The organism is Actinoplanes octamycinicus (assembly GCF_014205225.1).
Lineage (GTDB): Bacteria > Actinomycetota > Actinomycetes > Mycobacteriales > Micromonosporaceae > Actinoplanes > Actinoplanes octamycinicus.
Map to the genome: position 1 here is coordinate 7,651,634 of NZ_JACHNB010000001.1, position 23,842 is coordinate 7,675,475.

The window sequence follows — 23,842 nt, forward strand, 5'->3', positions numbered from 1 at the left end:
CCGTCGAGTGAGACGAGGGGGCGAGCGTGACCGATTTCGACAGCCAGCGGCGGCGCCCGTCGCGGGCCGACAACCTGCGGCTGACCCGGATGCCGCCCCGGCCGCCCCGCGTCGTGCCCGGCTACCCACCACCCGCCGCCCCGGCACCGCTCACCCCTGCCCCGACGAACGGCCCCGCGACCCCGCCCACCCCGGCCGGCAAGCCCGCTCGGAAGCGCGGCGGCTGGCTGGCCGGGATCGTGGTGCTGCTGCTCGCCACGGGCGCCGGAGTCGCGTACCGCTGGAAGTCGGAAGCGGCCGCAAGCCCCGCGACCACCGCGACCACCGCCTCCCCGGCCCCGGCGGTCGGCGTCGCGCCGGAGGAGCGGACCGCCGCGCCCACCGGCGCGCCCGCCGTCAGCAAGAGCCCGAAGGCGGTCACCGGCAAACCCAACCCGGCCCACGCCAACCTAGCCCTGCAGGCCACCTGCACCGCCTCCGGCGCCGAGGACGACTCCTGGCGGCCCGCCCTCGCCTGCGACGGTGACCAGGCGACCCGCTGGTCCAGCGCCTTCCAGGACAAGCAGTGGCTGCGCGCCGACCTCAAGCGCCGCTGGCAGCTCACCACCGTCACACTGGCGTGGGAGCGGTCCTACGCGGTCAGCTACCGCGTCGAGACCTCGGTGGACGGCAAGACCTGGCAAAAGCTTTACGCCACCACCAAGGGCAAGGGCGGCACCGTCGAAATCCCGGCGAAGGGACGGGTCGCCCGTTTCGTCCGCGTCTACGGCGTCAAGCGCCTCACCCGGTACGGCTACTCCCTCCTCGAGCTGGAGATCCGCTGAGTCTCTGCGATCGGGCGGCCTGGTAGTCACACCCGGCCGCCCGCAGCGCCGCCGCCGTTGCCCGCACCCGCTCGTCGTCCCCGGCGAGCAGGGCGTCGGCCCGGTCCACCAGGGCCGTCGCGACCGGGTTGCCGGTCACGATCTCCCGGGCCGCCGCGATCCGGGCCGCCGCCTGCGGGTGCCCGGCCAGCACCGCCGCCTCGGCGCGCAACGCCACATACCAGTGCAGCCAGATCCAGGTGACCCACTTCCACACCTCGTCCGGCTCCGGGACCAGACGCTCCGCGGCCTCGGCGGCGCGGTCCTGATCGAGCAGCCGGATCGCGTCGAAGACGGCGCCGAACCCATACGTGCACTCCGGGGTGACGCCCATCGTCTCCAGCACGCCGAGCCAGCGCTGCCGCTGCTCCTCGTCGCCGCGCAGCCCGTGCACCATGGCGACCGCGGCCGCCGCCGGGGCGAGCGCCGACTTGGCCGGGCGGCCGGCCCGCTGCCAGGACTCCAGGAACCGCTCGCCGTGCCGCAGCACCGCGTCGGTGTCGCCGGCGAGGGCCTCGGTCACCACCAGCCAGCAGCTGCCTCGGTGCCCGACCTCGCTCATCAGCGGATGGTCGGCGAGCTGCCGCCCGGCGCGGCGGGCGCCGGGCAGGTCACCGGCGCCGAGCGCGGTCTCGGCGGCCATCCCGAGCGCGTCGAGCAGCTCGTGCGTCGCGGCCGGGGTGTCCGGGAGGGCGGCCAGCAGGATGATCCGCTTGCGGGCGGTCGCCGCGGTGCCGAACGTGTCGCCGGCCCAGCACTGCGCGCCGATCAGCGCGTCGAGCGCGGCCGACTCGGCGAGCGGGTCGCCGAGCCGGTGGGCCAGCTCGACGGCCCGCTCGGCGCGGGCGACCGTCTCCGGCACCGCGTTGTCGGCCGGGCCCTGCGCCGCCCCGAACGCGTCGCTGAGCACCCCGGCCTCGGCCAGCGCGACAGCGGCCCGGGCGGCCGGGTCGTCGCCGGCCAGCTCACCGGCCCGCTCGACCAGGGCGACGGTCTCCTGCCGGGTGGGCAGCTGGTCGAACTTGCCCCAGAACCGGTGCGTGGTGGTGGCCGCGGTGGCCAGGTCACGGGCGGCGGCGGCCGGGTCCGGGCTGATCTCGGCGGCGGCCAGCAGATAGCGGTAGGTGTCGTCGCCGCGGATCCGGCAGCCGGCGACGGCGGCCGCCTGCCGGAACATCTCGGCGGCCTCGGCCGGGTCGGGAGCCAGCCGGGCGGCCTGCTCGAACCGGATCTGGGACTCAGAGGCGAGCTTGCGGGCGAAGGTCAGCTCGGCGAGCCGCCTGGTCAGCCGGTAGTCCTCGGACCAGCCCTGCGCCGCGCGCAGGTCGTCGGCGACGGCGTCGAACCGGACCCGCCACTCCGGCCCGAGACCGGCCAGCCGGTCGGCCTGGCAGGCGCACCACGCCAGGTGCCGGGCCCGGGCCTGGTCCAGCTCGCCGGTGGCGGTGAGCTGGTCGGTCGCATACTGCCGGATGGTCTGCAACATCCGGAACTCGGTGCCGGCCGGGGACGGCGTGACCACCAGCAGGCTCTGCTCGGCCAGCCGGGCCAGCCCGTCCGCGGTGGCACCGGCCACCTCGGCCGCGGCGTCCAGGGTGAACGGCGAGACGAACACCGACAGCCGCCGCAGCAGCGCCTGGTCCTGCGGGTCGAGCAGCGCGTGGCTCCAGTCCAGCGCGGCGCGCACCGACCGGTGCCGCTCGTCGGTGCGCGAGCCGCCCTCCAGCATCCGCAGCGGGTCGGCCAGCCCGGCGGTCAGCCCGTCCAGCCCGAGGGCCGACCAGCGGGCCGCGGCGAGCTCGATGGCCAGGGCCATCCCGTCCAGGCGGGCGCAGAACGCGGCGATCGGGTCGCGCAGCGCGTGGTTGGGCGGCCAGCTCGCGGCGGCCGCCCGGTCCAGGAACAGCGCCACCGCGTCCGACTCGCCGCCGCCCTCGAGCGAGAGCGGCGGCACCGGATAGACCCGCTCGAACGGGACCATCAACCGGGCCCGGCTGGTCGCCAGCACCGCCACCCGCGGGCAGCTGGACAGCAGTTTCTCCAGGAAGGGGGCGACGCCGTCGCGGACCTGCTCGCAGTTGTCCAGCACCAGCAGCACGGACCGGTCGGCGAGGGCGTCCACCACCGACTCGGTCATCGCCCGGCCGAGCTGCTCGCCGATGCCCATCGCGGCGGCGACCGCGGCCGCGACCACGCACGGGCCGGGGCCGGTCACCGGGACCAGGTCGACGAACCAGACGCCGTCGGGATAGCCCGCGCCGATCTCGGCGGCGACCGCCAGGGCCAGCCGGGTCTTGCCGACCCCGCCCGGCCCGACCGCGGTGACCTGCCGGTGCGCCGCGAGCAGCTCGGCGAGGGCGGCGCGCTCGGGCACCCGGCCGACGAACGAGGTGAGCGGGGTCGGCAGCGGGTTTCGCGACGGCGCCTGCGAGAAGCCGGCCAGGGCCCGGCGGTCGGTGACGTCCAGTTTGCGCAGCAGGGCGGAGACGTGACTCTCCACGGTGCGCACCGAGATGAACAGTTTCGCGGCGATCTCCGCGTTGCTCAGGTGCTGCCCGACCAGGGCCAGCACCTCCGCCTCGCGGGCCGAGACCTCCGTCGTCACCGTCATGCGGCCCATTATGGCCCGGCCGGCGCTCACCGAATTTCCCACGAATCAGTATTCGTCTCCGTGGCCGCCACCGATGCCCGGCCCGGCCGGGTCCAGCACGATCGGGACATGCGTGAACTGCTGAGACATCCCGTCGTCCCGGGTCTGCTGGTGTCCGCGCTCGGCGACGGCATGAGCCTGGTCGCGGTCGCCTGGCTGGCCGTCCAGATCGCCCCGGCCGGGCAGGCCGGCGCCTGGACCGGGCTGGCGGTGGCCGCCTACGCGCTGCCCGCCTCGCTCGGCGCCGCGCTGCTGTCCCGGTTCATGCGCGGCCTGCGGGCCGCCCGGCTGGTCGCGGTGGACGCCACCCTGCGGGCCGTCGCCCTCGGCGCGATCGCGATCCTCGCGATCGCCGGTTCGCTCACCCCGTTCCGGTACGTCCTGCTCCTGGCCGTCTCGTCGCTGCTGCACGCCTGGGGCAGCGCCGGCGCCTACACCCTGGTCGCCGAACTGCTCCCGGACGAGCAGCGGGTGGCCGGCAACGCCCTGCTCTCCACGTTCACCCAGGCCTCGATCATCGTCGGCCCGGCGATCGCCGGCACGGTCACCGGGCTCGCCGGTCCGGGCTGGGTGATCGGCGCCGACGCGGCCAGTTTCGCGGTGCTCGCCGTCGCCGCCTGGTCGGTCTCCGCCCGCCGCGCCCATCAGGCGCCACCGCCGCGGGAGTCCACCGCCGGCGCCTGGCAGACCCTGCGGGACCGGCCCCGGCTGCTCGGCCTGCTGCTGGTCACCATGGTGTTCTTCTTCCTCTACGGCCCGGTCGAGGTGGCCCTGCCGGTGCACGTGGCCGAGGACCTGCACGGCTCGGCCGGCCTGCTCGGGCTCTACTGGACCGTGTTCGGCGTCGGTGCCACCATCGGCGCGCTCGGCGCCGGCCTGCTCGCCCGGTTCCCGCCGGCGCCGGTGGTGGCCGCGATCATCGTCGGCTGGGGCGCCGCCCTGCTCCCGCTGGGCCTGACCGACGCGATCTGGCCGGGCCTGCTCGGGCTCGCCGCCGGTGGGCTGATCTACGGGCCGTTCACGGCGATCTCCACCGGGCTGTTCCAGCGGGGCGCGCCACCGGAGGCGCTCAGCCGGGTGCTGGCCGCCCGCTCGGCGCTGACCATCCCGGCCACCTCGCTCGGCACGCTGCTCGGCGGGCCGCTGGTCGCCCTGCTCGGCGGGCAGCTCACCCTGCTGCTGTCCGGCCTGGTCACGGTGCTGCTCGGGGTGGGTGTCGCGGTCGCCGTCCGGGGCCGTTCCGTGGCGCGTTCCGTGGTCGCCACGGATGTGGAACGGGCCCACCGGCCGCGAAGCTGAACGCATCACCTCCACGGAACAGGGAGCGACCATGACTCTGCGAATCACCACCGTGCTGCACTCGGTGTCCGACCTGGACGCGGCGAAGAAGCTCTACACGGCCCTGCTCGGCATCGCCCCGCAGACCGACACCTCCTACTACGTCGGCTTCGACACCGCCGATCAGCACCTCGGCCTGATCCCGGCCAAGGACGGGGTGGCCGCCCCGGTCGCCTACTGGGCGGTCACCGGCATCGACGCCAAGGTGGCCGAGCTGACCGCAGCCGGCGCCACGGTCCGGGAGAAGCCGCACGACGTCGGCGGCGGCCGGCTGATCGCCACCGTCACCGACCCGGACGGCACCGTGATCGGCCTGCTGCAGGACAGCTGACACCCGGCGGGTGGCAGGGGCCGGCGGCCCCTGCCACCCGGCCGTTCGCGCGGCTCTCCGGTACGCCTACACCCGCACGGTGATGATGTCGGCGTGGCCCCGCTCGGCGGTCGTCCAGCGAACCATGTCACCGTGCAGCCGCCGCAGGCGCCGCGGGTCGAACGCCTCCTCCGGCGCGTCGAACGCCTCCCACACGATCATGAAGACCCGGTCCAGCAGACCGGTCCCGCTGCGCCCCAGCAGCGCCAGCCCGCCGTCGTCGGCGATCCCCCACACCGTCCCCGGCTGCGACCTGATCACCACCGCGCCCAGATACGCCGTGACCAGCTCGACCGTCGCCCGGTACCAGGGCTCGAACGGCGCCCCGTTCCACCGCCGGCCCGCCCCGTCGAGCGGGTAGAACCGGGCGGCGAACACCGGTTCGGCCCCGGCCAGCCCGGTCCGCAGCCGGTCCGCGCTGACCCGCAGCCAGGCCCACAGCTCGTCGAGCGACTCCGGCGAACCGTCCAGCGGCAGCCCGGTCAGCTCGCGCAGCCGCTGCGTCCACGCCTGCGCGCCGGTCTGCCAGGCGATCAGGGTGGCCTCGTCGGTCCGGCTCAGCCGCGGGTCGGCCGCGGTCTCCAGCGGCGGCACCCCGAGCCGCTCGGCGTACCGCGCCGAGTACGGCCGGTGCCGTGGCTGCTGCCGCTCGTAGTCCGCCTGGTACAGCTGCCACGCCTCGGCGACCCGGCCCCGGGTCAGCAGCGCCCGGGCCCGGAACAGGCCGGGCGGCGCCTGCTCCAGGATCCCGTCGACCGACGACAGCGCCGCCAGCTCCGGCCGCACCCGCCCGCTCAGCTCCTCGGCGAACCCGGCCGCGTCGCCCAGCTCCACGAAGCAGTCCTTGAGGAAGTACCGCGCGTCGTCCGGCACGGTCAGCACCACCCGGGCCATCACCCGCACCTGATGCTCGTCCGTGCTCCGCCCGAACTCGTGGTCCAGGCTGATCACGTGGGTCACCTCGTCGTCCAGCACCCGGGTCAGCACCCAGCCGTCGCGCTGGAATTCGGGGAACAGGCCGGCCGCCGTGGCGACCCGTGCCTGCATCGCCACCATCCACGGTTTCCGTTCCCGCTTGGCCCGGTCCCACCAGCGGCCCAGCATGCGGGCGATGCGCTCGGCCGGAACGCCGCCCGCGGTGATCTCGACGATCTCCCGCTCCACGTGCTCCACCGCGGTCACCCCGGGCACCGTGGCCAGGAACGCGACCGCGCCCTCCATCAGGTCCTCCCGCGCCACCCGGACGTCCTCGCCGAACACCAGGACGTGCGTGAAGGAGCACTCGCCGCCGGCCGCCGTCAGCTCCCAGTCCTCCACGGCGGCCAGTATGCCGCGCTCGGGCTCGGCTAGCGTGATCACCATGGCGCTCCCCGCGGACAGTCACGTGCACAGCGAGTTCTCCTGGGACACCCTGCTCGGGTCGATGGAGCGCACCTGCGAACGGGCCGTCGCGATCGGCCTCCCGGCGCTCGCCTTCACCGAGCACGTCGACCACACCCGCTGGACCGTGCCGACCGAGGGCCCCTACGCCAGCAAGGAGCTGATCGCCGCGGCCGACCCGGACGGCCTGATCACCCCGCCGGCCTTCGACGTGGCCGGCTACCTGGAGACGATCGACCGCTGCCGCACCCGGTTCCCGCAGCTGCGCATCCTGACCGGCCTGGAGGTCGGCGAGCCGCACTGGCACGCGCGGCAGTGCGCGCAGATCCTCGCCCAGGGCACCTTCGACCGGGTCCTCGGCTCGTTGCACTGCCTGCCGGACGGCGCCGGTTTCGCCGAGCCGTGGGCCCTCTTCCCGCACCGCGACCCGGCCGAGCTGATCCGCGAGTACCTCACCGAGATCCCCCGGATGGTCGCCGGCGACCATCCGTTCACCGTGCTGGCGCACATCGACTATCCGCTGCGCTTCTGGCCCGCCGACCGGTCCGGGCCGTTCGACCCGGGGTTGTTCGAGGACCATTTCCGGTACGCCCTGCGCGCCACCGCCGAGTCCGGCCGCGCCCTGGAGATCAACACCCGGATCCCGCTCGACGCGACCATCCTGCGCTGGTGGCACGAGGAGGGTGGCCAGGCGGTCAGCTTCGGCAGCGACGCGCACCGCCCCGACCTTCTCGCCCACGGCTTCCCGGAGGCCGCCGCGCTGGCCGAGGCGCACGGCTTCCGCCCGGGCCGCCACCCCTACGACCTCTGGCCCCGGCTCAGCTGATCACCAGGCCCAGGCCTCCGGGGCGGGACCACCGTTGCCGACCGGCGGGAAGATCTCGTCGAGGCGGGCCAGCACGTCGGCGGGCAGCGGCGTGACCGGCACGTCCAACTGCTCCGGGGTGCGCGGCCCGAGGATCGGGGCGGTGACCTCCGGCCGGGACAGCAGCCAGCCGATCGCCACCGCGGTTGGTGCCGAGCCCAGCTCGGCGCAAAGGTCCTCGAAGCGCTGCAGGGCAGCCCGGTGCGGCTCGACCCGGTCCGGGGCGTGCAGGACGCTGCGACCCGGGACGCCGTCACGCTGCTTGCGCAGCGCGCCGGAGAGGGCACCGAAGTGCAGCGGCGAGTAGGGCAGGATGCCGATGCCCAGCTCAGCCGCGGCCGGTAGCACCTCCAACTCGACGTGCCGGGTCAGCAGATTGTATTTGCACTGTTCGGAGACGATGCCGAGGTGGTGGCGACGGTCGGCGGCGGCCTGGGCGCGGGCCAGGTGCCAGCCGGCGAAGTTCGACGAGCCGGCGTACCGGATCTTGCCTTGGGTGGTGAGCGTCTCCATCGCCTGCCAGATCTCCTCCCACGGGGTGCCGCGGTCGATGTGGTGCATCTGGAACAGGTCGATCCAGTCGGTGCCGAGCCGGCGCAGCGACGCCTCGCAGGAAGCGATGATGTTGCGGGCGGACAGGCCACGGTCGTTCGGGTCGGCGGACATCGGCGCGTAGACCTTGGTGGCCAGCACGGTCCGGTCCCGAGCGCCGGTCTTCGCCAGCCAGCTGCCGATGATCCGTTCGCTGAGGCCGTCGCCGTCCTCCCGGCCGTACATGTTCGCGGTGTCGACGAGGTTGATGCCGAGGTCGGCGGCGTGGCCGAGCACGGCGTGCGCCGCGTCCTCGTCGATCTGCCAGCCGAAGTTCATCGTGCCGAGGGCGAGGCGGCTGACGGTCAGGCCGGTCCGGCCGAGACGGGTGTAGTCCATGGCCGGGACGGTAGGCGGGCCGGGCCGCCGGCCGGTATTCGTTCGACCGTGGTCGAACGCTCCGGTGACCGCGCGGGATTTCCGGGCCGCCCGACCCGGCCGGATTGCGGTGCGCGCACTCGCCGATGGCGAGCGGATCAGAGGGTCAGGCGGATCACCCGGGCGCCGGCCGCCCAAGCACGGTGCAGCGCGGCAGGGTCCGGTGTGCCCCGCGCGTCCAAACCGATGTTGTTGAAGCGCGCGAATTGCGCATTGTCGCGGGCGATGAGCGCGTAGTCGGCAACGACCTCGCTCTCCGCCGTGCGCACCTCGACCGCGGCGACCCGGCGACGTCCCTTGTAACGGACCTCGACCGGCTCACCGGTACGCAGGTTGCGCGCCCACCCGAACGGCGTCCCGATCAGCAACTGGCCGTCGTGCCGGGTGTAGGCGACCGGCACCTCGTAGTGCTTGCCGGACTTACGGCCCACGACGTAAAGGACGACCAGTCGGGCGCCGACGGCGTTCGCGATCAGCGGCGTCCGCAGCAGGCCCCGGACGACCAGGTTGGCGAAGCCCTGGAAACGCAGCGTCTTCGGCAGTTCCGCGTCACTCATGAGACCTCCCGAGCCATCGTCACCCCGCTCCGGTCCGGAGCCGTCCTTCCCCCGTGCTCGCCTCTACATCTCCCAGTGTGCCGCCGGCCCGGCGCGCGGTCGTGGCCGACGGTTAGGCAGGCGGGAGCGCGGCCAGGAACCGGAAGAAGTGCGGGTCGAACCGGGCCGGGTCGGCGGCCGCCAGCTCGGCCCGGGACCACCACCGGACCGCGTGGAACTCGCCCGCGTCCGGGCGCAGCTCCTCCTCGCCGGTGCAGGACAGGACGAACCACAGGGAGACGTCGGTGTGCCGCTGGACGGCTCCGACCGTACCGGTGACCGTCAGGAAGATCGGCGACCGCGACAGGCCCGCATCGCCCAGCCCGAGCTCCTCCTCGATCTCGCGCCGCGCGGTCAGCGCGGGATCCTCGCCCGGCTCGACGTGCCCGCCCGGCGGCAGCCACAGCCCGGCCTTCACGTGGTCGACGAGCAGCACCCGGCCGTCACCGGCGACCGGCACCACATATGACACCAGGTGCTGCGGCGGCTCGGCCGGCGGCACCCGGCGGAACACGTTGTCGGTGCCGCTCAGCCACTCCAGGACCAGCGCCCGGTGCACGCCCGCCAGCTCGTCGACCGGCTCGATCCCCGCCACCATCCTGTGCACCACGGCCACCGCGTCAAGCATCCGGGAATGCTCCCATGAACACCTTTAGACTCGGGGCATGACGGGCCGGTTCCTGCGCGACATCGCGCTCGACACGACCGGCCTGGACCGCCGCCGGTACCCGTTCAACCTGCCGATCGTCACCGGACTGATCGCCGCCGGCCGGCTCGACCTGGCGCCCGGCGTCACCTTCCTGACCGGCGACAACGGCTCCGGAAAGTCCACCCTGGTCGAGGCGGTCGCGGTCGCGGCCGGCTTCAACCCGGAGGGCGGCAGCCGCAACTTCCGGTTCGCCACCCGGGCCACCGAGTCGCCGCTCGGACAGCACCTGATCGTCGGCCGGCGGCCCGGGCGCCGCGAACGCTCCAACTTCTTCTTCCGCGCCGAGTCGTTCTACAACGTCGCCACCGAGATCGAGAACGTCGGGATGGAGCAGGCCTACGGCGGCCGCAGCCTGCACGAGCGCTCCCACGGCGAGTCGTTCCTCGACTTGATCACCCACCGGTTCCACCCGGAGGGCCTCTACCTGCTCGACGAGCCCGAGGCGGCGCTCTCCCCGCGCGGCCTGCTGATCGCCTTGGCCCGCCTGCACGAGCTGGTCCGGGCCGGCTCGCAGATGCTGATCGCGACCCACTCCCCGATCCTGCTCGCCCTGCCCGGCGCCACGATCCTGCAGGCCGAGGCGGACGGCCGGCTACGCCAGGTCACCTACGACGAGGCCGACGCGGTCCAGGTGACCCGCGACTTCCTCACCGCTCCCCAACGCTCCCTGCGCCACTTACTGACCGATCAACCCGATTTCCGGTACGGTCCGAGCCCGCCGTGACCGCCCGCGTTCGCCCTGCTCCCGGACCGGGGCAGGTCGGGCTGCCGGGGTGTGCTGCTCCCGGGGCCACCGTCCGGCCGGGCTGCTTGACCGTGCTGCGTCTCGGGGCCACCATCCGGTTAACCCGATTTCCGGTACGGTCCGAGCCCGCCGTGACCGCCCGCGTTCGCCCTGCTCCCGGACCGGGGCAGGTCGGGCTGCCGGGGTGTGCTGCTCCCGGGGCCACCGTCCGGCCGGGCTGCTTGAGCGTGCTCCGTCTCGGGCCACCGACCCGACCCGGCTGCTTGAGCGTGCTGCATCTCGGGTCACGGACCCGACCGGGCCGTTTCAGCTTGCTGCGACTCGGGCCACGGACCCGGCCGGACCGTTTCAGCTTGCTGCGTCTCGGGCCACGGACCCGGCCGGGCCGATCAGGTGTATTGGGAGGCCGGGCGGCGGGACGGCTCCGCTCCGGTGGCGCCGCCGGCCCGGCGCAGGGTGCGGTCGTCCGCCACCGTCGCCACTCCGCTGGTCCAGAGCAGGGACGGGACCGGGGCGGCCGGCGCGGTCTGGACCGGCGCCACCACGGCGAGCGTCGGCAGCGGATGGCGCTCCCAGGACGCCAGCACGAAGCGGGCGGCTCCCGTGCGTACCGCGGAAGACTCCGTCGTGTCCGCGACGGTGAGCCGGGCCTCGGTCGGCACCTCCGCATGCCGCCCGACGGTCACGGCCTGAGCCGGCGCGGCCGCCAAGCCACTCATCGCCAGCCCGGTAGCCGCGGCGACAAGAACGGACAGTGAACGCTGGCGCATCGGGCGCTCCCCTCAACGAACCGGTGATGAACCCACGATCACCGCGCCGTCTGTGCCCCCGCTGTGCCACACCGTGCGGATATCTTGTGAGCCGCCACCCGAACCGCAGCCGCGCCGACCCCACCTCGGCCGCGGCGCCTCCCGGCGCCGCACCGGAGCACCATCCCCGGCCGGTCACTCACCGGCACCGACCGCACGGCCCTCTGCCCGGCACCGAAGCCCCGGTCCACTTCCCCGGCGTGGGTGTCCGTTTCCACGACCGCCGCTCGTCACCTCGATGAGGCCTCGTCATCGGCGTGGGTGTCCGTTTCCACGACCGCCGCTCGTCACCTCGATGAGGCCTCGTCATCGGCGTGGGTGTCCGTTTCCGCGACCGCCGTTCGTCACCTTGATGAGGCCTCGTCATCACCGGCGAGGCCCGACGAGTCCGCAGGAAGTGGAGCGAAGCATGGATCTGGTCACGGACGCCGAGGTCACGGTCGCGCGCCTGGTAGCGGTGCCGCGCGAGCGCATGTGGGAACTGATCACCGCGATCGGCCGGATCGGCGAGTGGAGCCCCGAGACAGTCCGCATCGACGCCCCGCCGGAACTGGTCCCGGGCGCCCGTTTCGTCGGCCACAACCGCTACCCGGACGGCTTCGTCAGTACCGTGACCTGCGAGATCACCGAGTTCGACCGTCCGGCGGTGTTCGCCTTCACCGCCCTGGACGAGCACGGAGTTCCTGCTTCGCTGTGGCGCTACGAACTCCAGGACGGCCGGCACCCAGAAACGACCCTGGTCCGCCAGACCTTCCGCCACGGCCCCGGCATCACCGGCATGCGGGTAGCCGCCAACGCCGATGAGCGATCCCTGGACAGCAGACTCGCCACCCTCGGCGCGAACATGCTGACCACCATCGCCGCCATGACCACCCAGACCCAGCTCACCCCATGACCGCCGTCATCACACCGCCCGCCGCCACACCGGCGCGGGTCTCCCTTGCGGTCACGCTGCCGTCACGCCATCGCGTCGCTGCACTGGCCGCCGGGACGCCAGCGCGGGCCGCCTTCGCGTGGTCACGCTAACGGTCATGCCATCGCCTCACCTCGCTGCGCCGCCTCGCTGCGCCGCCTCGCTGCGCCGCCGCGCCGCGCCGCCTCGCCGCCGCGCCGCGCCGCCTCGCCGCCTCGCCGCGCCGCCTCGCCGCGCCGCCGCGCCGCCGCGCCGCGCCGCCGCGCCGCCTCGCTGCGCCGCCTCGCTGCGCCGCCTCGCCGCGTCACCGCGCCGCGTCACCGCGCCGCGTCACCGCGCTGGCCGTGGCCGCGCTGGCCGTCGTGGGTGGATGCCCGAGCACAGCCGACGACCCAGGGCCAACGGGTGGGAGGTAGCGGTCGGGTCAGGCGGTGGCCAGGGTCGCTGTGACCAGGCGGAGGTCGGCGTCCGGGAGGCCGCCGCGTTTGCGTACGGCATAGTCGCCGTCGCAGACCAGGACATCCTCGTCGGTGGTCCACCGGGCCGGGTTGTCCAGGATCTGGCGAGCGGCCTCGGTTGCCGCGGCCGGGGCGTCCTTCCCGACCGCGGTGAACGCCGCGGCGATCCGGTCGGCGGCCTCCGGCGGGGCGTCCGCGTCGCCGAACGCCGGCAGCGCGAGCAGCAACCGCTCCGGCGTGGTCGCGAGCCGGTCGAACTCCGCCCAAGACAGCCCCGGCCCGTAGCCGTGACCCTCGCGAGCGGCGACCGAGATGGCCCGCCCCGGGGTCAGCACCACGTAGTCGTCGCCGCCCTCGAAGTCATGCCCGTGCCAGATGACCTGCGCGAACCGCTCCCCGATCGGAATCACCGGCCAGCGCTCGGCGGCCCGCAGCTCGTCGGAGAAACCGGCGATGTCCTCGTCCTCCCCGCCGAACAGCTCCCCGATCAGCTCGGACTCCGCGCACCCGTCGAACATGGTGAGCCAGAAGACACGCCGCGCCACCAGCCCGGATCCGTCGGTCAGGATCGTCGCGGAAACGCCGTCGTATCGCCGGACATAGTCGGCGGCCTGCTCATCGGTCAACATCAACAGCAGCTTACGGCCTCCGCCACACCGTGTCCGGCATCCTAGGAAACCAGTCCTCCCTCCTCCAGCCTGCGCCGGATGTCCGCCCACTCGGTCCCCACCGGCTCGACAAACGCCCCATCGCCCGGGCGCTCCGCGCTCCATCGCCGCCCCGACACCTCGTGGCCCTCCTCCGGCAACTCTGCTTCCGATCCCTCCCTACTCCAACGCTGCTCGGCAACTCGCGGGCCCCCGTCCGGCCACTGACCTCCCTGCCGCCGTTTGTCCGCCTCTTGCCGCTCCTCTCCGCGAAGCCGCTCCTCCCCGCGAAGCCGCTCCTCCCCGCGAAGCCGCTCGTCCCCGCTGGACCACTGGTCCGCACGCCACTGGTCGTCCTGCCGCCGGCCAGCCCCTCTCCGATCCCCGGTCTGCTGGCGACCGTCGCTGGGTCGGGCGGTCCAGTTCTTCAGGCCGGTGGAAGTGGAGATGCAGACGACCGGGCCGTCCAGGGCACCCAGGCCGGCTCCGTCGCCGGACTGGACGCTGCGCAGGCCGGCCAGACCGGCGGCGCTGGACAGCTCGGCCCAGATGCCGGCGCGCGCCAGCTCGGCGTGCGCGGCCCGCAACTGGTCGTCGGTGAGTGCGAGCGCCGCTCCCCCGCTCTCCCGGACGGCGACGACACCGCGATAGCCGCTGACCGCGGAAATGATCGAGAACGCGTCGGTCTGACCGACTTCGACCACGGCGGTCGGCTGGTCGTACCGTAAAGCTCTGGTCAGCGGCGCAGCCGCAGCGGGCTCGCAGGCGACCAGCTGGGGCACCCGGTCGGCGAGGCCGAGCCGCCGCAGCTCGGCGAACCCCTTCCCGATCCCGAACAGCAGCTCGGCATAACCGGTCGGCACGAAGACCGCGGCCGGCGTGCCGATCTCGGCCGCTATCTCGTACGCAATGGTCTTGTATCCCTCCGGGCCGAACGGGTGCCCGGTGTGCGTGGCGGTCAGATTGCTCACCGGGTGCAGCCCACACCGGTCGACGATCTGCCGCATCAGCGGCCAGCGGGCCTCCCACGGCACCGGCAGCACGACGGCCCCGTGGGTCTGCAGGAAAGCCGGCGCGACCGGACCGGTGATGATCACCGACCGCAGCCCGGCGCGCGCCGCGAAGGCCGACGCCGACAACCCGTGGTTGCCGGACGACGCGACCACGACGCCCGGCGCGCCCACCCCGACCGCGGCGCTCACCGTGCACCTGTTCAGCCGGTCCTTGTGACTCCACGTCGGATTACGCGACTCATCCTTGACGAAGACGCCCGGCTCCAGCTCGATCAGCGGCGTGCCGCCCTCGCCCAGCCCGGACGCCAGCAGCGGTGGCAGGAGCGGCGCCCAGCGATCCAGACCGGACCCGACCGCCGGCCGGAACAGGTCGGATGGCACCCGGTCGTAGTCGTAGTCGACCTCGAGCGGATAGTCGGCCTCGGCCGTGCTCGTCCGCGGGCAGCCGCTGGTCAGCGGTGGCCACAGCGGATAGTGCACGGCCCTGTCACCCAGAGATCGTTGCCCGGTCGCCAAACTCATGGCACGACCGTATGCCGGGGGTCCGACAACTTCCGCCGCGCGGATTTCTGTCGCACCCGGCTCGTAGATTGCTCCCGTCAGACCGCGACGGGGAGATGAGACGACATGATCACGGACGATTCGCCGCGCACCGCGACCGGGCACGGACTCCGATGAGTGTGTCCGAGGGCGACACGCGCGCCGCGCTCGAGCGGGTGGTCCGGCACGCTGACGAGTTCGGCGAGGATCTCGCCGCCGACATGGATCTGCTGATCAGTACGCGGGACGTCACGCTGCTGCCGGCGCTGCATGCGCATCTCGACCGGTTCCTCGACGAGGGGGACGCGTTCGGCCGGGACCTGATCGCCACCGTGCTGGCCGCGGTCGCCGGGCCGGCTGCGCTGCCGGTCCTGCTGCGGGCGGCGACCCGCGAGCTGTATGACGATCAGGAGAATCTGTTCGGCGAGATCGCCCGGCTCACGCGGGCCGATCCCGGCGAGGGGCGACGGGTGGCCACCTGGTTCGCCACGGGTGAGACGGTCGCCGAGCGCCTGGCCGGTTTCCGGGCGCTCGGCGACCTGCCCGGCTCCGCCGATGTCATGCTGCTCACTCGCGCCTTGACTGATTCTGATCGGGACGTCAGGTTGCTCGCGGTCGACCGGCTCGTCGCCGCGTTCACCGACGCGGACGATCTGGCGGCTTATCCGGCTCTGGTCGGGGCTTCGCGCAGCACCGACGAGGAGGTCCGGGTTGCGGCCGTCCGCTTCGTGGGCGAGCGCGGCCGCACCGCGGAGAGACTCGCGGCCAGAGCCCACTCGCGGCCGCAGAGCGGCGCGCTGACCCGACCCGCCCCGGACCCGGTGCCGGCAGCTGGCCATAGGGCGCAGGATCCGGTCGGGACACCCGCCGACCGCACGGCCGACTCGGCACCCACAGCGAGCCATGGCGTGCCCGACCCGGTGGGGACGCTTGCCGGGCTCGTCGCCGATCCGGCGCCCTCTGTGCGGACGGCGGTCGCGCACGCTCTGGGCCGGCTCGGTGGCGCCGAGGCGGTGGCGTTGCTGCTCCGGCTCGGCGCCGACGCCGAGCGATCAGTCCGGGAGGCGGCGCAGGCGGCTCTCGGCACGGTCGGGGTGGACGACGCGCTGACCCCGCTGCTGGCGCTCGCCGCCGATCCGGCGCCGGCGCGGCGGGTCGAGGCGGCCAAGGCGCTGACGCGTTCCATCGAGAACGATCCGCGAGCCGCGCAGCGGATCGTCGCGCTGGCTGGCGATCCGGCCGCGCCGGTGCGGGCGGCGGCGGTCAGCGCACTCGCCACCGTGCGGGACCGTCCGCGCTGGATTCCGCTGGTCCTGGCCCTGGCCGACGATCCGGAGCCGGTGGTCCGGCAGCGGGTCGCGGTCGTGCTCCGTCACCTCGATCCGGCGGCGGCCATGCCGGTGCTGCGCCGCTACCTGGACGATCCGGATCCGACCCTGGTCTGGATCGCCACCACCCAGCTGCAGCAGCTGATCGACCGGCAGGTATGACCGTGGGCGGCAGGTCCCCTGCGAGCGTGCCGCCCACGGCAGCACCAGACAAAGGCCCCACCAGAGGAAGCCGGGCGAAAGCCGAGCGGTCACCGGGACAAGCCGGGGAAGCCGGGCGAAAGCCGAGCGGTCACCGGGACAAGCCGGGGAAGCCGGGCGAAAGCCGAGCGATCAGCGGGACAAGCCGGGGAAGCCGGACGGGAGCCGAGCGATCAGCGGGACAAGCCGGTGGAAGCCAAGCGTCCGCACCAGAGAAAGCCAGGCGGAAGCCGATGGATCAGCGGGACGGGGAGGCGGGACGGACCGGCATCGCTGGGAACGAGCGGCCGGCGCGCCCGAAGCCGGGCAGCACCCGCTCGGTGACCAGGCGTCCGGCGGCCAGCTGCGCGGCCGACCGGCGGCGGCGCTCGGCCAGCACCGCGCAGAGGAACAGCCACGGCGGGGTGCCGGCCGGCGGGGGCGGCGTCACCCGGGCGCCCACCTCGTACGCGAGCATGTGCAACAGACTGCTGTTGTACGGCTCGCTCAGCTCCGCGGCGCGGGACAGGTACTGCCGCACCTGGCCGGCGAGCTCGTCGTCGACGGCGGACAGGTCGGCGGTCGCGGCCCACGGGGCGAGACCGCCCGGCATGCCGGGGACGAAACGGAACGGGACCGGGCGTCGCTCGTGCACGACCAGGGTGCCGGCGGCCAGGTCGCCGAGGCGGCGGCCCTTGTCCGAGGCGATCATCGTGACCAGGCTGCCGGCCCAGGTGAGGAAGGGCAGCAGCAGGCCGGGCCACTCGACGGTGAAACCGATCAGGGAGCGGGTGAACGCGTGTCGTACCGTGATCGGGCCGCCGTCCTCGCGGATCACCCGCAGCCCCATCGCGGACTTGCCCGGGCTGCGCCCGTTGGTCTTGGTCTCGACGATCGTCGGGTAGGCGAGCAGCACGACCGCGAGCACGATCGTCATCATGCCGCTGACCAGCGCGTCGTCGACGACGCTGTCCGGCAGCATGGCCAGCACGATGCCGACCACCAGCATCACCATGCCGGCCAGCGCGAGTTCCACCAGGATGTCGATCGCCAGCGCGATCGCCCGGGAGCCGAGCCGGGCCGGCCGCAGGTCGAGCGCGACGGCCTCGGCCGTGACCAGCCCGGTGCCGCTCGACGCGGACCCGGAGGTAACCAGCCCGAGGCCGGCCGTGGCCAGCCCGGGGCCGCTCGACGCGGGACCGGCGGGGACCAGCCCGGGGCCGGTCGGCGACGCGGGACCGGCGCTGGACGAGGCCGGGGTGCCGACCGCGGAGGCGGCGGGAACAGCGGGCGGGACGGCGTTCACGCGGACAGTCAACACCACCGGGGCCAGCCCGGGAACACCGCGTCCACTACGCTGCCGTCAACGAGGACGGCGGGGGCGGCACGATGATGGATCTCGACGCGTATGTGGCCGAGCGCGGCGGCGAGTGGCACCGGCTCGAGGTGCTGGCGACCCGGCGTGACCTGACCGCCGCCGAGGTCGACGAGTTGGTCGTGCTCTATCAGCGGGCGGCCACCCACCTGTCCGTGCTGCGCAGCCGCAACCCGGATCCGATCATGTTGGCCGAGCTGTCCCGCCTGGTGCTGGCCGGCCGGGCGGCGGTGACCGGCCGCAGCGGCCGGGGCTTCTGGCGGCCGGTCGCCGACTTCGTGGTCTTCCGGTTCCCCGGCGCGCTGTACCGGACCCGCCGATGGTGGGGCACGCTCGCCGTGCTGCTGGTCGCCGCCTGCGCCGCGCTGATCTGGTACATGGCCGCCAACCCGGACGTGCTCGCCCTCTTCGCCAGCGACGCGGAGATCGACAAGGTGGTCGACCAGGACTTCGTCGGCTACTACAGCGAGTACCACGCGCAGAACTTCGCCTTGCAGGTGTGGACGAACAACGCCCTGCTGACCGCGCAGTGCCTGGCCGCCGGGGTGCTCATCCTGCCGGTGTTCTACCTGCTCGCGACGAACCTGCTGAACACCGGCGTGGTCGGCGGGATGATGGTCAGCCAGGACGCCGGCGACACCTTCCTGACCTATCTGGCGCCGCACGGCCTGCTGGAGATCACCTGCCTGTTCGTCGGCGCCGGGGTGGGCCTGCGGCTGGGCTGGTCGTGGATCGCGCCGGGCCCGCTGCGCACCCGGCGCGAGTCGCTGGTCGCCTGGGCCCGGGAGGGCATGGTGGTCGCGGTCGGCCTGGTGCCAACGCTGGCGGTGGCCGGTGTCCTGGAGGCCTTCGTCACCCCGTCCGGGCTGCCGGCCCCGGTCCGGATCGGCATCGGCGCCCTGGTCTGGCTGACCTTCCTGGGGTACGCCCTGGTGTGGGGCCGGATCGCGGACGAGAACCGGCCGGCCGGGCCGGACCGCGCCGACCTGCCGACCGCCTAGAGTCGCCCGGACGCCTTGAGCAGCAGGTAGACGTCGGCGACCTGGCTGGCGAAGGTGTCCGCGTCGGCGTCCACCACGGTCGCCCCGGAGCGGGCCAGCACGTCCCGGACCCGGTCCCGCTCGTGCAGCACCCGCTCGGCGGCCGCCGCGGTGTGCACGTCCGCCGCCGTCACCGACTCGCTCGGGCCGAGCACGGCCAGCCTGGCGACCGCCGGGTCCCGGACGCCGGCCACGATCACCTTGTGCCGGGCGGCGAGCCGCGGCAGCACCGGCAGCAGGCCCTCGATCATCGGGGCGGTGTCCAGCGCCGTGAAGATCACCACGAGGGAGCGTTTCCGGTCCCGGCGCAGCAGCTCCCGGGCGAGCAGCGCGAAGTCGCTCTCGGCCAGGGCCGGTTCGAGCGACGCCATCGCGTCGATCAGCCGGGGCAGCTGGGTCCGGTGCCCGCCGCCCTCGACCCGGGTGCGCACCGCGCTGTCCAGGGCGATCAGGTCGACCCGGTCGTCGGCCCGGGCGGCCAGCACGGACAGCAGCAGCGCCGCGTCGATCGAGGCGTCCAGCCGGGGCGCGTCGCCGATCCGGACCGCCGAGGTGCGGCCGGTGTCCAGCACGCAGATCACCCGGCGGTCGCGTTCCGGCCGCCAGGTGCGGACCACCACGTCGTGGTGCCGGGCGCTGGCCCGCCAGTCGATCGAGCGCACGTCGTCGCCGATCACGTACTCCCGGAGCACGTCGAACTCGGTGCCGTGACCGCGGCCGCGGGTGACCACGGTCCCGTCCAGCACCCGGATCCGGGCGAGTTTCTCCGGCAGGATCCGCCGGGACGGGAAGCGCGGCAGCACCCGCAGCGTCCAGGCCGGCGTCATCGTGTCGTTCCACGCCCGCCGCCGCTGCCGGTAGGCGAGCCCGAGCGGCCCGTACGACCGCAGCGTCACCCGCACCGCCGGCCGGTCGCCGTGCCGGGTCGGGGTCAGCGTGGTGGTGAACGCGTGCTCGGCGCCCGGCGCCAGCTCGACCTGGTGGGCCTGCGACCCGGCGCCGGCCGACGGCACCCAGCTGTCCCGCAGCCCGAGCCGGATCGGCCGCGCCCCGGCGTTGGTGACGGTCAGCGTGGTGCTGGCCGAGTGGCCCAGCCACACCGTCCGGTCCCCGTCGCGGCGCAGCCGCACCCCGGCGAGCGAGCCGGCCACCGCCAGGTCGACCAGGGCGAGCGCCGCCGCGAGGGCCAGCACCCCGGCCACCACCAGCCACGGCGACGGCAGCAGCGCGGGCAGCGGCAGGCCGATCGCGAGCAGGACGGCGAAACGCCTGGTGATCATCGCGGGGCCGGCACCGCGGCCAGGACCGCGGCCAGCACCGACTCGACGGTGACCCCGTCCAGCTCGGCGTCGGCGCGCAGCCGGACCCGGTGGCGCAGGGTGGGCAGGGTGTAGCCCTTCACGTCGTCCGGCACCACGTAGTCACGCCCGTTCAGCCAGGCGTGCGCCTTGGCGGTGGCCAGCAGCGCGGTCGCGCCCCGCGGGGAGGCGCCCAGCTCCAGCGCCGGGGCGACCCGGGTGGCCCGGCACAGGTCCACGATGTAGGCAAGCACCGGGTCGGCGACCTGCACGCGCTGCACGGCGGCCCGCCCGGCGGCCAGGTCGGCGGCGCCGGCGACCGGGTTCACCCCGGCGGCTTTGAGGTCACGCGGGTCGAAACCGTTGTGGTGGGCGCGCAGCACGGCCAGCTCGGCGTCCCGCTCGGGCAGCGGCACGACCAGTTTGAGCAGGAACCGGTCGAGCTGGGCCTCGGGCAGCGGGTAGGTGCCCTCGTACTCGATCGGGTTCTGCGTGGCGGCGACCAGGAACGGCTGCGGCAGCGGGCGCGGCGTGCCGTCCACGCTGACCTGGCGCTCCTCCATCGCCTCGAGCAGCGCGGCCTGGGTCTTCGGCGGCGTCCGGTTGATCTCGTCGGCGAGCAGCAGGTTGGTGAAGACCGGACCGGCCCGGAAGTTGAACGCGGCGGTCCGCGAGTCGTAGACCAGCGAGCCGGTGACGTCACCGGGCATCAGGTCGGGGGTGAACTGGACCCGCTTGGTGTCCAGGTCGAGCGCGGTGGCCAGGGACCGGATCAGCAGCGTCTTGGCGACGCCGGGGACACCCTCGAGCAGCACGTGGCCGCCGCAGAGCAGGGCCACCAGGACACCGCCGACAACCGCGTCCTGGCCGACGACGGCTTTGCCGACCTCGGCGCGCAGCCGGCCCAGGGCGAGGCGGGCTTCATGGGCATCGGGGGTCACGGCTGGTCTCCTTCAAATCCGGTGATCTCGCGTACCAGGTCCTGCACGGCGATCGCGGCGGCGATCAGCTCGTCGTCATCGTCCGGGTGGACCCCGGCGAGGATCTCCCGGACGTCGTCCGTCTCGTAGCCGGCGTGCTCGGCGATGTCGGTGATGGTGGCGTCCGGCGGCAGGCCGAGATGCTCGGTGAGGCGCCGCCGGGCCGCCGCGCGCAGCACGTCCAGCGACGCGGTGCGGGCGCGGGCCCGCTGGTAGAGCTGGGCGTGGCCGAGCATGGTCTCGTTGGCCGGGACCCGGGACGGCAGCGGCTCGGCGACCGGGGTGCCCAGCCGCCGGGCGGCGGCGACCGCCAGGGCCAGCAGCACCAGCGCGAGCAGCGCCAGGGTCGCCCAGAACGCCGGCGGGAAGGCCTCGGCGAGCGGGTTCGGCTCGTCCTGCTGCGCCTGGGTCGGCTCGTCGACCGGTTCGGTCTCGTCCGGCTGGTCCGTGTCGGTGGGCTGCGCGGTGCTCGTCGACCGGCGCGGCTCGGGCTTCTTGCTTTTCGGCGGCGGGCTGAACGCCGGCGGCACCTCGCGCTGATGCGCGTCCAGCCAGACCACCCGGGCGGTCTGCGCCAGCAGGCCGACGGCGAGCGCGTTGTTGCCGTGCTCGTCGATCCGGTCGTTGCGGAACGGGTCGGCGGCGCCGACGAAGGTGACCGTGACGCCGCCGGTGATCACCGTCATCAGCGAGTCGTCGTAGCAGTTCGACGCGGTCTCCGGGGCGAAGCGCAGGTTGTGCACGGCGGCCGGACCGGCCGCGGTGGCGACCGGGTCGGTGCAGCCGGGCTCGGTGACCGCGGTGGTCCAGCGGCTGCCGGAGACCGCGACCGGCCAGTTGCTCGACCGCAGCGCCGCCGCCGGCGGGGCGGCCACCACGACCCGGGTGCCGGGCGGCAGGTCGCCGAAGTCGCTGACCTTGCCCAGGTCGACCAGCCCGGGGGTGCTGAGGAACAGGGTGGCGCCGTCCCGGGAACTCCACAGCTCGCGCAGCGCCTCGGTGCTGGTGGTCTCCCGGACGACCGTCACGCCGCGCTCGCGCAACCGGCCGGCGAGCACGGCGGAGCCGATCCCCTCGCCGCTGATCGGCGACAGGTAGGCGGCGTCCTCCGGGTCGGGCTGCTCGATGGCGTGCGCGATCAGCGTGCCGGTGAGCAGGGTGAACAGCACCAGGAACGGGATCGCGACGCGCAGCCAGCGCCGGTCGCGCTGCGGTTTCGGCACGACCTCCGGGCGCACGTCGCCGGCGGTGGCGGTCATCGCTGCCCTCCCGGCGGTGAGGTGAGGGCGGCGCGGACCTCGGCGGTCAGCGCACGCATCCGGTCGTCGTGGTCACGGCGCGCGTCGCGGCGGCCGTACCAGATCTCCGAGAAGATCTCGGTGGCGCCGCCGAGCGGCGGCCCGATCACCGGCCGGTTGCCGGCCGCGGCCGTGGTCAGCTCCAGCGCGGTGGTGCCCGGCTGCGGAGTGATCACCCCGGCCCGGGTCAGGTCGGTGACGGTCTCCCGCAGCCGCTCCCGGATCGCCTCGGCGTAGCGCCCCTCGGCCGCCAGCCGGTCGGCCAGCGACAGGCCGCCGACCGGGGCCGGGGCGGGCGCCTCGGCCTCCTCGTCGACCGGCTCGGCGACCGCCGGCGCCGGTTTCGCCTTGACCTTCGGTTTCTCCTTGCGGCGCCGGCGCCACCTGGGCAGCTGCCACTTGGGCAGTTTCCATCTCGGCAGCCGCCATCTCGGCAGCCGGAAGCGGGGGCGCCGGAGGGCGCGCAGGCGGGGCATCCGCCGCGGGATCCAGCGCGGGAAGAAATACCACAGCAGGGCGATCAGGCTGGTCAGTGCGATCAGGATGAGCAGCACGGTGGGTGCCGACACCCGGTCGAACAGCCGCCCGAGGAACTCGTCGTAGTCCCGGATCATCGGGCGACCACCAGCGTCGCCGCCTCGTCCTCGCCGCGCGACCGGCTGCGGTTCAGCGCGATGTCCAGGCCCTCGGTCCGGATCCGCGCCTCGACCAGCAGCACCGCGTCCAGGCAGGCCAGCGCCGCGTAGGCCACCGTGTTGGCCAGGGTCCAGGCGAAGGTCGCGGCCCAGCCCAGCCAGGACGGCCGGGAGAAACCGAGGATCAGGCCGGCCACCGCCATCCAGCCGACCCCGAGCGCGAACCGGATGCCCAGCCAGACCAGGAAACCGAGGATCCGGATCCGGGCCACCCGCAGGCCGCGCCCGGACAGCCGCGCCGACCGGATCAGCGCGGTCACCGGGTTACCCACCCGGTCCATCGTCAGGATCACGGTGGCCAGGCCGAACAGACCATAGAGAAGCACAAAGCCGACCAGGCCCGCGTACGCCGCCGGCCAGGCCACCGCGGTCAGCAGCACCGCGATCAGCAGCGCGCGTCCCGGCCGGCTGCGGCGCAGCACCTCCCGGTGCGACATCACGCGGCCCAGCAGCGCCGGCCCGGCGGCCGCCCCGGCGAACGCGCCGAGCAGAGCGATGATGCCGACCTCCAGGGCCAGGCCGGTCGCGATGCTCGGCCACCACACGTCGAAGTCGGCCTGGGTCCAGTCGTAGACGGCGGGGAGGTCCTCAGCCGCACCGACAAGGGTCAGCAACCACTGCTCGCCCGCCGCCAGGATCGCCGCAGCGACCAGCAGCGGCAGCGCCCGCTGCCGCAACAAAGCGACCGCGCCGTCCAGCGACTCCCCCGTGGTCGTCGCCCGTAACGGCAGGATCGCCGGTATCCGGCGCGATCCCGCCGCCTCTCCCCGCATGGCGGGCAGA

The 23,842-nt window shown here is 74.1% G+C and carries 22 protein-coding genes; 8 read left to right on the plus strand and 14 right to left on the minus strand.

From position 1 onward, the window contains the following. Positions 1-26: 26 nt before the first annotated feature. Positions 27-824 carry a discoidin domain-containing protein gene (locus BJY16_RS34520; protein ID WP_185043741.1) on the plus strand — a complete coding sequence of 266 codons (798 nt, stop codon included), beginning with the start codon at positions 27-29 and terminating at the stop codon, positions 822-824. On the opposite strand, the gene BJY16_RS34525 is transcribed toward BJY16_RS34520, so the two are convergent. Further along, complete coding sequence (locus BJY16_RS34525) at positions 781-3,474, minus strand: ATP-binding protein (RefSeq protein ID WP_185043742.1); 2,694 nt, start codon at positions 3,472-3,474, stop codon at positions 781-783. The two genes, BJY16_RS34520 and BJY16_RS34525, sit on opposite strands and share 44 nt — an antisense overlap. 108 nt (positions 3,475-3,582) lie before the next feature. On the opposite strand from BJY16_RS34525, the gene BJY16_RS34530 reads away from it, so the two are divergent. Continuing rightward, positions 3,583-4,812, plus strand: a complete 1,230-nt coding sequence (locus tag BJY16_RS34530) for an MFS transporter (protein ID WP_185043743.1) — start codon at positions 3,583-3,585, stop codon at positions 4,810-4,812. A 31-nt stretch (positions 4,813-4,843) separates the two neighbouring features. After that, complete coding sequence (locus BJY16_RS34535) at positions 4,844-5,182, plus strand: VOC family protein (RefSeq protein ID WP_185043744.1); 339 nt, start codon at positions 4,844-4,846, stop codon at positions 5,180-5,182. Between the two features lie 66 nt (positions 5,183-5,248). On the opposite strand, the gene BJY16_RS34540 is transcribed toward BJY16_RS34535, so the two are convergent. Further along, on the minus strand, positions 5,249-6,583 hold the full coding sequence (locus BJY16_RS34540; protein WP_185043745.1) for a hypothetical protein: 1,335 nt from the start codon (positions 6,581-6,583) through the stop codon (positions 5,249-5,251). Here BJY16_RS34540 and BJY16_RS34545 point away from each other — a divergent pair. Then, positions 6,582-7,427, plus strand: a complete 846-nt coding sequence (locus BJY16_RS34545) for a PHP domain-containing protein (protein ID WP_185043746.1) — start codon at positions 6,582-6,584, stop codon at positions 7,425-7,427. The genes BJY16_RS34540 and BJY16_RS34545 overlap by 2 nt on opposite strands. Here BJY16_RS34545 and BJY16_RS34550 read toward each other — a convergent pair whose 3' ends face one another. The 3 genes from BJY16_RS34550 to BJY16_RS34560 all read right to left on the minus strand — a co-directional run bounded on the left by BJY16_RS34550 (position 7,428) and on the right by BJY16_RS34560 (position 9,659). Further along, positions 7,428-8,396 carry an aldo/keto reductase gene (locus BJY16_RS34550; protein WP_185043747.1) on the minus strand — a complete coding sequence of 323 codons (969 nt, stop codon included), beginning with the start codon at positions 8,394-8,396 and terminating at the stop codon, positions 7,428-7,430. A 137-nt stretch (positions 8,397-8,533) separates the two neighbouring features. Next, on the minus strand, positions 8,534-8,992 hold the full coding sequence (locus BJY16_RS34555; RefSeq protein ID WP_185043748.1) for a nitroreductase/quinone reductase family protein: 459 nt from the start codon (positions 8,990-8,992) through the stop codon (positions 8,534-8,536). A gap of 112 nt (positions 8,993-9,104) precedes the next feature. Beyond that, positions 9,105-9,659, minus strand: coding sequence for an NUDIX domain-containing protein (locus BJY16_RS34560; RefSeq protein WP_185043749.1), 555 nt, complete (start codon positions 9,657-9,659; stop codon positions 9,105-9,107). Between the two features lie 37 nt (positions 9,660-9,696). On the opposite strand from BJY16_RS34560, the gene BJY16_RS34565 reads away from it, so the two are divergent. Next, complete coding sequence (locus tag BJY16_RS34565; protein ID WP_185043750.1) at positions 9,697-10,464, plus strand: AAA family ATPase; 768 nt, start codon at positions 9,697-9,699, stop codon at positions 10,462-10,464. 410 nt (positions 10,465-10,874) lie between these two features. Here the strand turns inward: BJY16_RS34565 and BJY16_RS34570 are convergent, their stop codons facing one another. After that, positions 10,875-11,255 carry a hypothetical protein gene (locus tag BJY16_RS34570; RefSeq protein ID WP_185043751.1) on the minus strand — a complete coding sequence of 127 codons (381 nt, stop codon included), beginning with the start codon at positions 11,253-11,255 and terminating at the stop codon, positions 10,875-10,877. 448 nt (positions 11,256-11,703) lie between these two features. Here BJY16_RS34570 and BJY16_RS34575 point away from each other — a divergent pair, with 448 nt between their 5' ends. After that, the gene (locus BJY16_RS34575) at positions 11,704-12,189 is read left to right on the plus strand and encodes an SRPBCC family protein (RefSeq protein WP_185043752.1); all 486 of its coding nucleotides are present in this window, start codon (positions 11,704-11,706) and stop codon (positions 12,187-12,189) included. Positions 12,190-12,631: 442 nt separating this feature from the next. Here BJY16_RS34575 and BJY16_RS34580 read toward each other — a convergent pair whose 3' ends face one another. Together BJY16_RS34580 and BJY16_RS34585 are read right to left on the minus strand one after the other, a co-directional pair. Next, positions 12,632-13,294 (minus strand): hypothetical protein, encoded by a 663-nt coding sequence (locus BJY16_RS34580; RefSeq protein ID WP_185043753.1) that lies wholly within the window; start codon positions 13,292-13,294, stop codon positions 12,632-12,634. A 41-nt stretch (positions 13,295-13,335) separates the two neighbouring features. Continuing rightward, on the minus strand, positions 13,336-14,847 hold the full coding sequence (locus BJY16_RS34585; RefSeq protein ID WP_185043754.1) for a pyridoxal-phosphate dependent enzyme: 1,512 nt from the start codon (positions 14,845-14,847) through the stop codon (positions 13,336-13,338). Positions 14,848-14,999: 152 nt separating this feature from the next. Here BJY16_RS34585 and BJY16_RS34590 point away from each other — a divergent pair, with 152 nt between their 5' ends. After that, the gene (locus BJY16_RS34590; RefSeq protein ID WP_185043755.1) at positions 15,000-16,355 is read left to right on the plus strand and encodes a HEAT repeat domain-containing protein; all 1,356 of its coding nucleotides are present in this window, start codon (positions 15,000-15,002) and stop codon (positions 16,353-16,355) included. A 277-nt stretch (positions 16,356-16,632) separates the two neighbouring features. On the opposite strand, the gene BJY16_RS34595 is transcribed toward BJY16_RS34590, so the two are convergent. Further along, positions 16,633-17,679, minus strand: coding sequence for an RDD family protein (locus BJY16_RS34595; RefSeq protein ID WP_239177927.1), 1,047 nt, complete (start codon positions 17,677-17,679; stop codon positions 16,633-16,635). Between the two features lie 83 nt (positions 17,680-17,762). Between BJY16_RS34595 and BJY16_RS34600 the strand changes: the two genes are divergently transcribed. Next, entirely contained in the window at positions 17,763-18,749 is a 987-nt protein-coding gene (locus BJY16_RS34600) for a stage II sporulation protein M (protein ID WP_239177926.1), read from the plus strand. Here BJY16_RS34600 and BJY16_RS34605 read toward each other — a convergent pair. From BJY16_RS34605 to BJY16_RS34625, 5 genes are read right to left on the minus strand one after another with little or no spacing between them, the layout of a single operon-like run. Then, the gene (locus BJY16_RS34605) at positions 18,746-20,068 is read right to left on the minus strand and encodes a DUF58 domain-containing protein (protein ID WP_185043756.1); all 1,323 of its coding nucleotides are present in this window, start codon (positions 20,066-20,068) and stop codon (positions 18,746-18,748) included. The genes BJY16_RS34600 and BJY16_RS34605 overlap by 4 nt on opposite strands. Further along, positions 20,065-21,027 carry an AAA family ATPase gene (locus BJY16_RS34610; RefSeq protein WP_185043757.1) on the minus strand — a complete coding sequence of 321 codons (963 nt, stop codon included), beginning with the start codon at positions 21,025-21,027 and terminating at the stop codon, positions 20,065-20,067. The genes BJY16_RS34605 and BJY16_RS34610 overlap by 4 nt, the downstream gene beginning before the upstream one ends. Then, positions 21,024-22,325: a DUF4350 domain-containing protein gene (locus tag BJY16_RS34615; RefSeq protein WP_185043758.1), complete on the minus strand. Its 1,302-nt coding sequence runs from the start codon at positions 22,323-22,325 to the stop codon at positions 21,024-21,026. Before BJY16_RS34615 ends, BJY16_RS34610 begins: the two co-directional genes overlap by 4 nt. Then, complete coding sequence (locus BJY16_RS34620; protein WP_185043759.1) at positions 22,322-22,978, minus strand: DUF4129 domain-containing protein; 657 nt, start codon at positions 22,976-22,978, stop codon at positions 22,322-22,324. The genes BJY16_RS34615 and BJY16_RS34620 overlap by 4 nt, the downstream gene beginning before the upstream one ends. Further along, positions 22,975-23,832 carry a hypothetical protein gene (locus BJY16_RS34625; protein WP_185043760.1) on the minus strand — a complete coding sequence of 286 codons (858 nt, stop codon included), beginning with the start codon at positions 23,830-23,832 and terminating at the stop codon, positions 22,975-22,977. Before BJY16_RS34625 ends, BJY16_RS34620 begins: the two co-directional genes overlap by 4 nt. Positions 23,833-23,842 lie beyond the last annotated feature (10 nt).

Excerpts from the sequence above, each read along its gene's own strand:
- BJY16_RS34525 (WP_185043742.1), bottom strand. The coding sequence starts at position 3,474 with ATGACGGTGACGACGGAGGTCTCGGCCCGCGAGGCGGAGGTGCTGGCC.
- BJY16_RS34530 (WP_185043743.1), top strand. The coding sequence starts at position 3,583 with ATGCGTGAACTGCTGAGACATCCCGTCGTCCCGGGTCTGCTGGTGTCC.
- BJY16_RS34535 (WP_185043744.1), top strand. The coding sequence starts at position 4,844 with ATGACTCTGCGAATCACCACCGTGCTGCACTCGGTGTCCGACCTGGAC.
- BJY16_RS34545 (WP_185043746.1), top strand. The coding sequence starts at position 6,582 with ATGGCGCTCCCCGCGGACAGTCACGTGCACAGCGAGTTCTCCTGGGAC.
- BJY16_RS34540 (WP_185043745.1), bottom strand. The coding sequence starts at position 6,583 with ATGGTGATCACGCTAGCCGAGCCCGAGCGCGGCATACTGGCCGCCGTG.
- BJY16_RS34550 (WP_185043747.1), bottom strand. The coding sequence starts at position 8,396 with ATGGACTACACCCGTCTCGGCCGGACCGGCCTGACCGTCAGCCGCCTC.
- BJY16_RS34555 (WP_185043748.1), bottom strand. The coding sequence starts at position 8,992 with ATGAGTGACGCGGAACTGCCGAAGACGCTGCGTTTCCAGGGCTTCGCC.
- BJY16_RS34560 (WP_185043749.1), bottom strand. The coding sequence starts at position 9,659 with ATGCTTGACGCGGTGGCCGTGGTGCACAGGATGGTGGCGGGGATCGAG.
- BJY16_RS34565 (WP_185043750.1), top strand. The coding sequence starts at position 9,697 with ATGACGGGCCGGTTCCTGCGCGACATCGCGCTCGACACGACCGGCCTG.
- BJY16_RS34570 (WP_185043751.1), bottom strand. The coding sequence starts at position 11,255 with ATGCGCCAGCGTTCACTGTCCGTTCTTGTCGCCGCGGCTACCGGGCTG.
- BJY16_RS34575 (WP_185043752.1), top strand. The coding sequence starts at position 11,704 with ATGGATCTGGTCACGGACGCCGAGGTCACGGTCGCGCGCCTGGTAGCG.
- BJY16_RS34580 (WP_185043753.1), bottom strand. The coding sequence starts at position 13,294 with ATGTTGACCGATGAGCAGGCCGCCGACTATGTCCGGCGATACGACGGC.
- BJY16_RS34585 (WP_185043754.1), bottom strand. The coding sequence starts at position 14,847 with ATGAGTTTGGCGACCGGGCAACGATCTCTGGGTGACAGGGCCGTGCAC.
- BJY16_RS34590 (WP_185043755.1), top strand. The coding sequence starts at position 15,000 with ATGAGTGTGTCCGAGGGCGACACGCGCGCCGCGCTCGAGCGGGTGGTC.
- BJY16_RS34600 (WP_239177926.1), top strand. The coding sequence starts at position 17,763 with ATGATGGATCTCGACGCGTATGTGGCCGAGCGCGGCGGCGAGTGGCAC.
- BJY16_RS34605 (WP_185043756.1), bottom strand. The coding sequence starts at position 20,068 with ATGATCACCAGGCGTTTCGCCGTCCTGCTCGCGATCGGCCTGCCGCTG.
- BJY16_RS34615 (WP_185043758.1), bottom strand. The coding sequence starts at position 22,325 with ATGACCGCCACCGCCGGCGACGTGCGCCCGGAGGTCGTGCCGAAACCG.
- BJY16_RS34620 (WP_185043759.1), bottom strand. The coding sequence starts at position 22,978 with ATGATCCGGGACTACGACGAGTTCCTCGGGCGGCTGTTCGACCGGGTG.
- BJY16_RS34625 (WP_185043760.1), bottom strand. The coding sequence starts at position 23,832 with ATGCGGGGAGAGGCGGCGGGATCGCGCCGGATACCGGCGATCCTGCCG.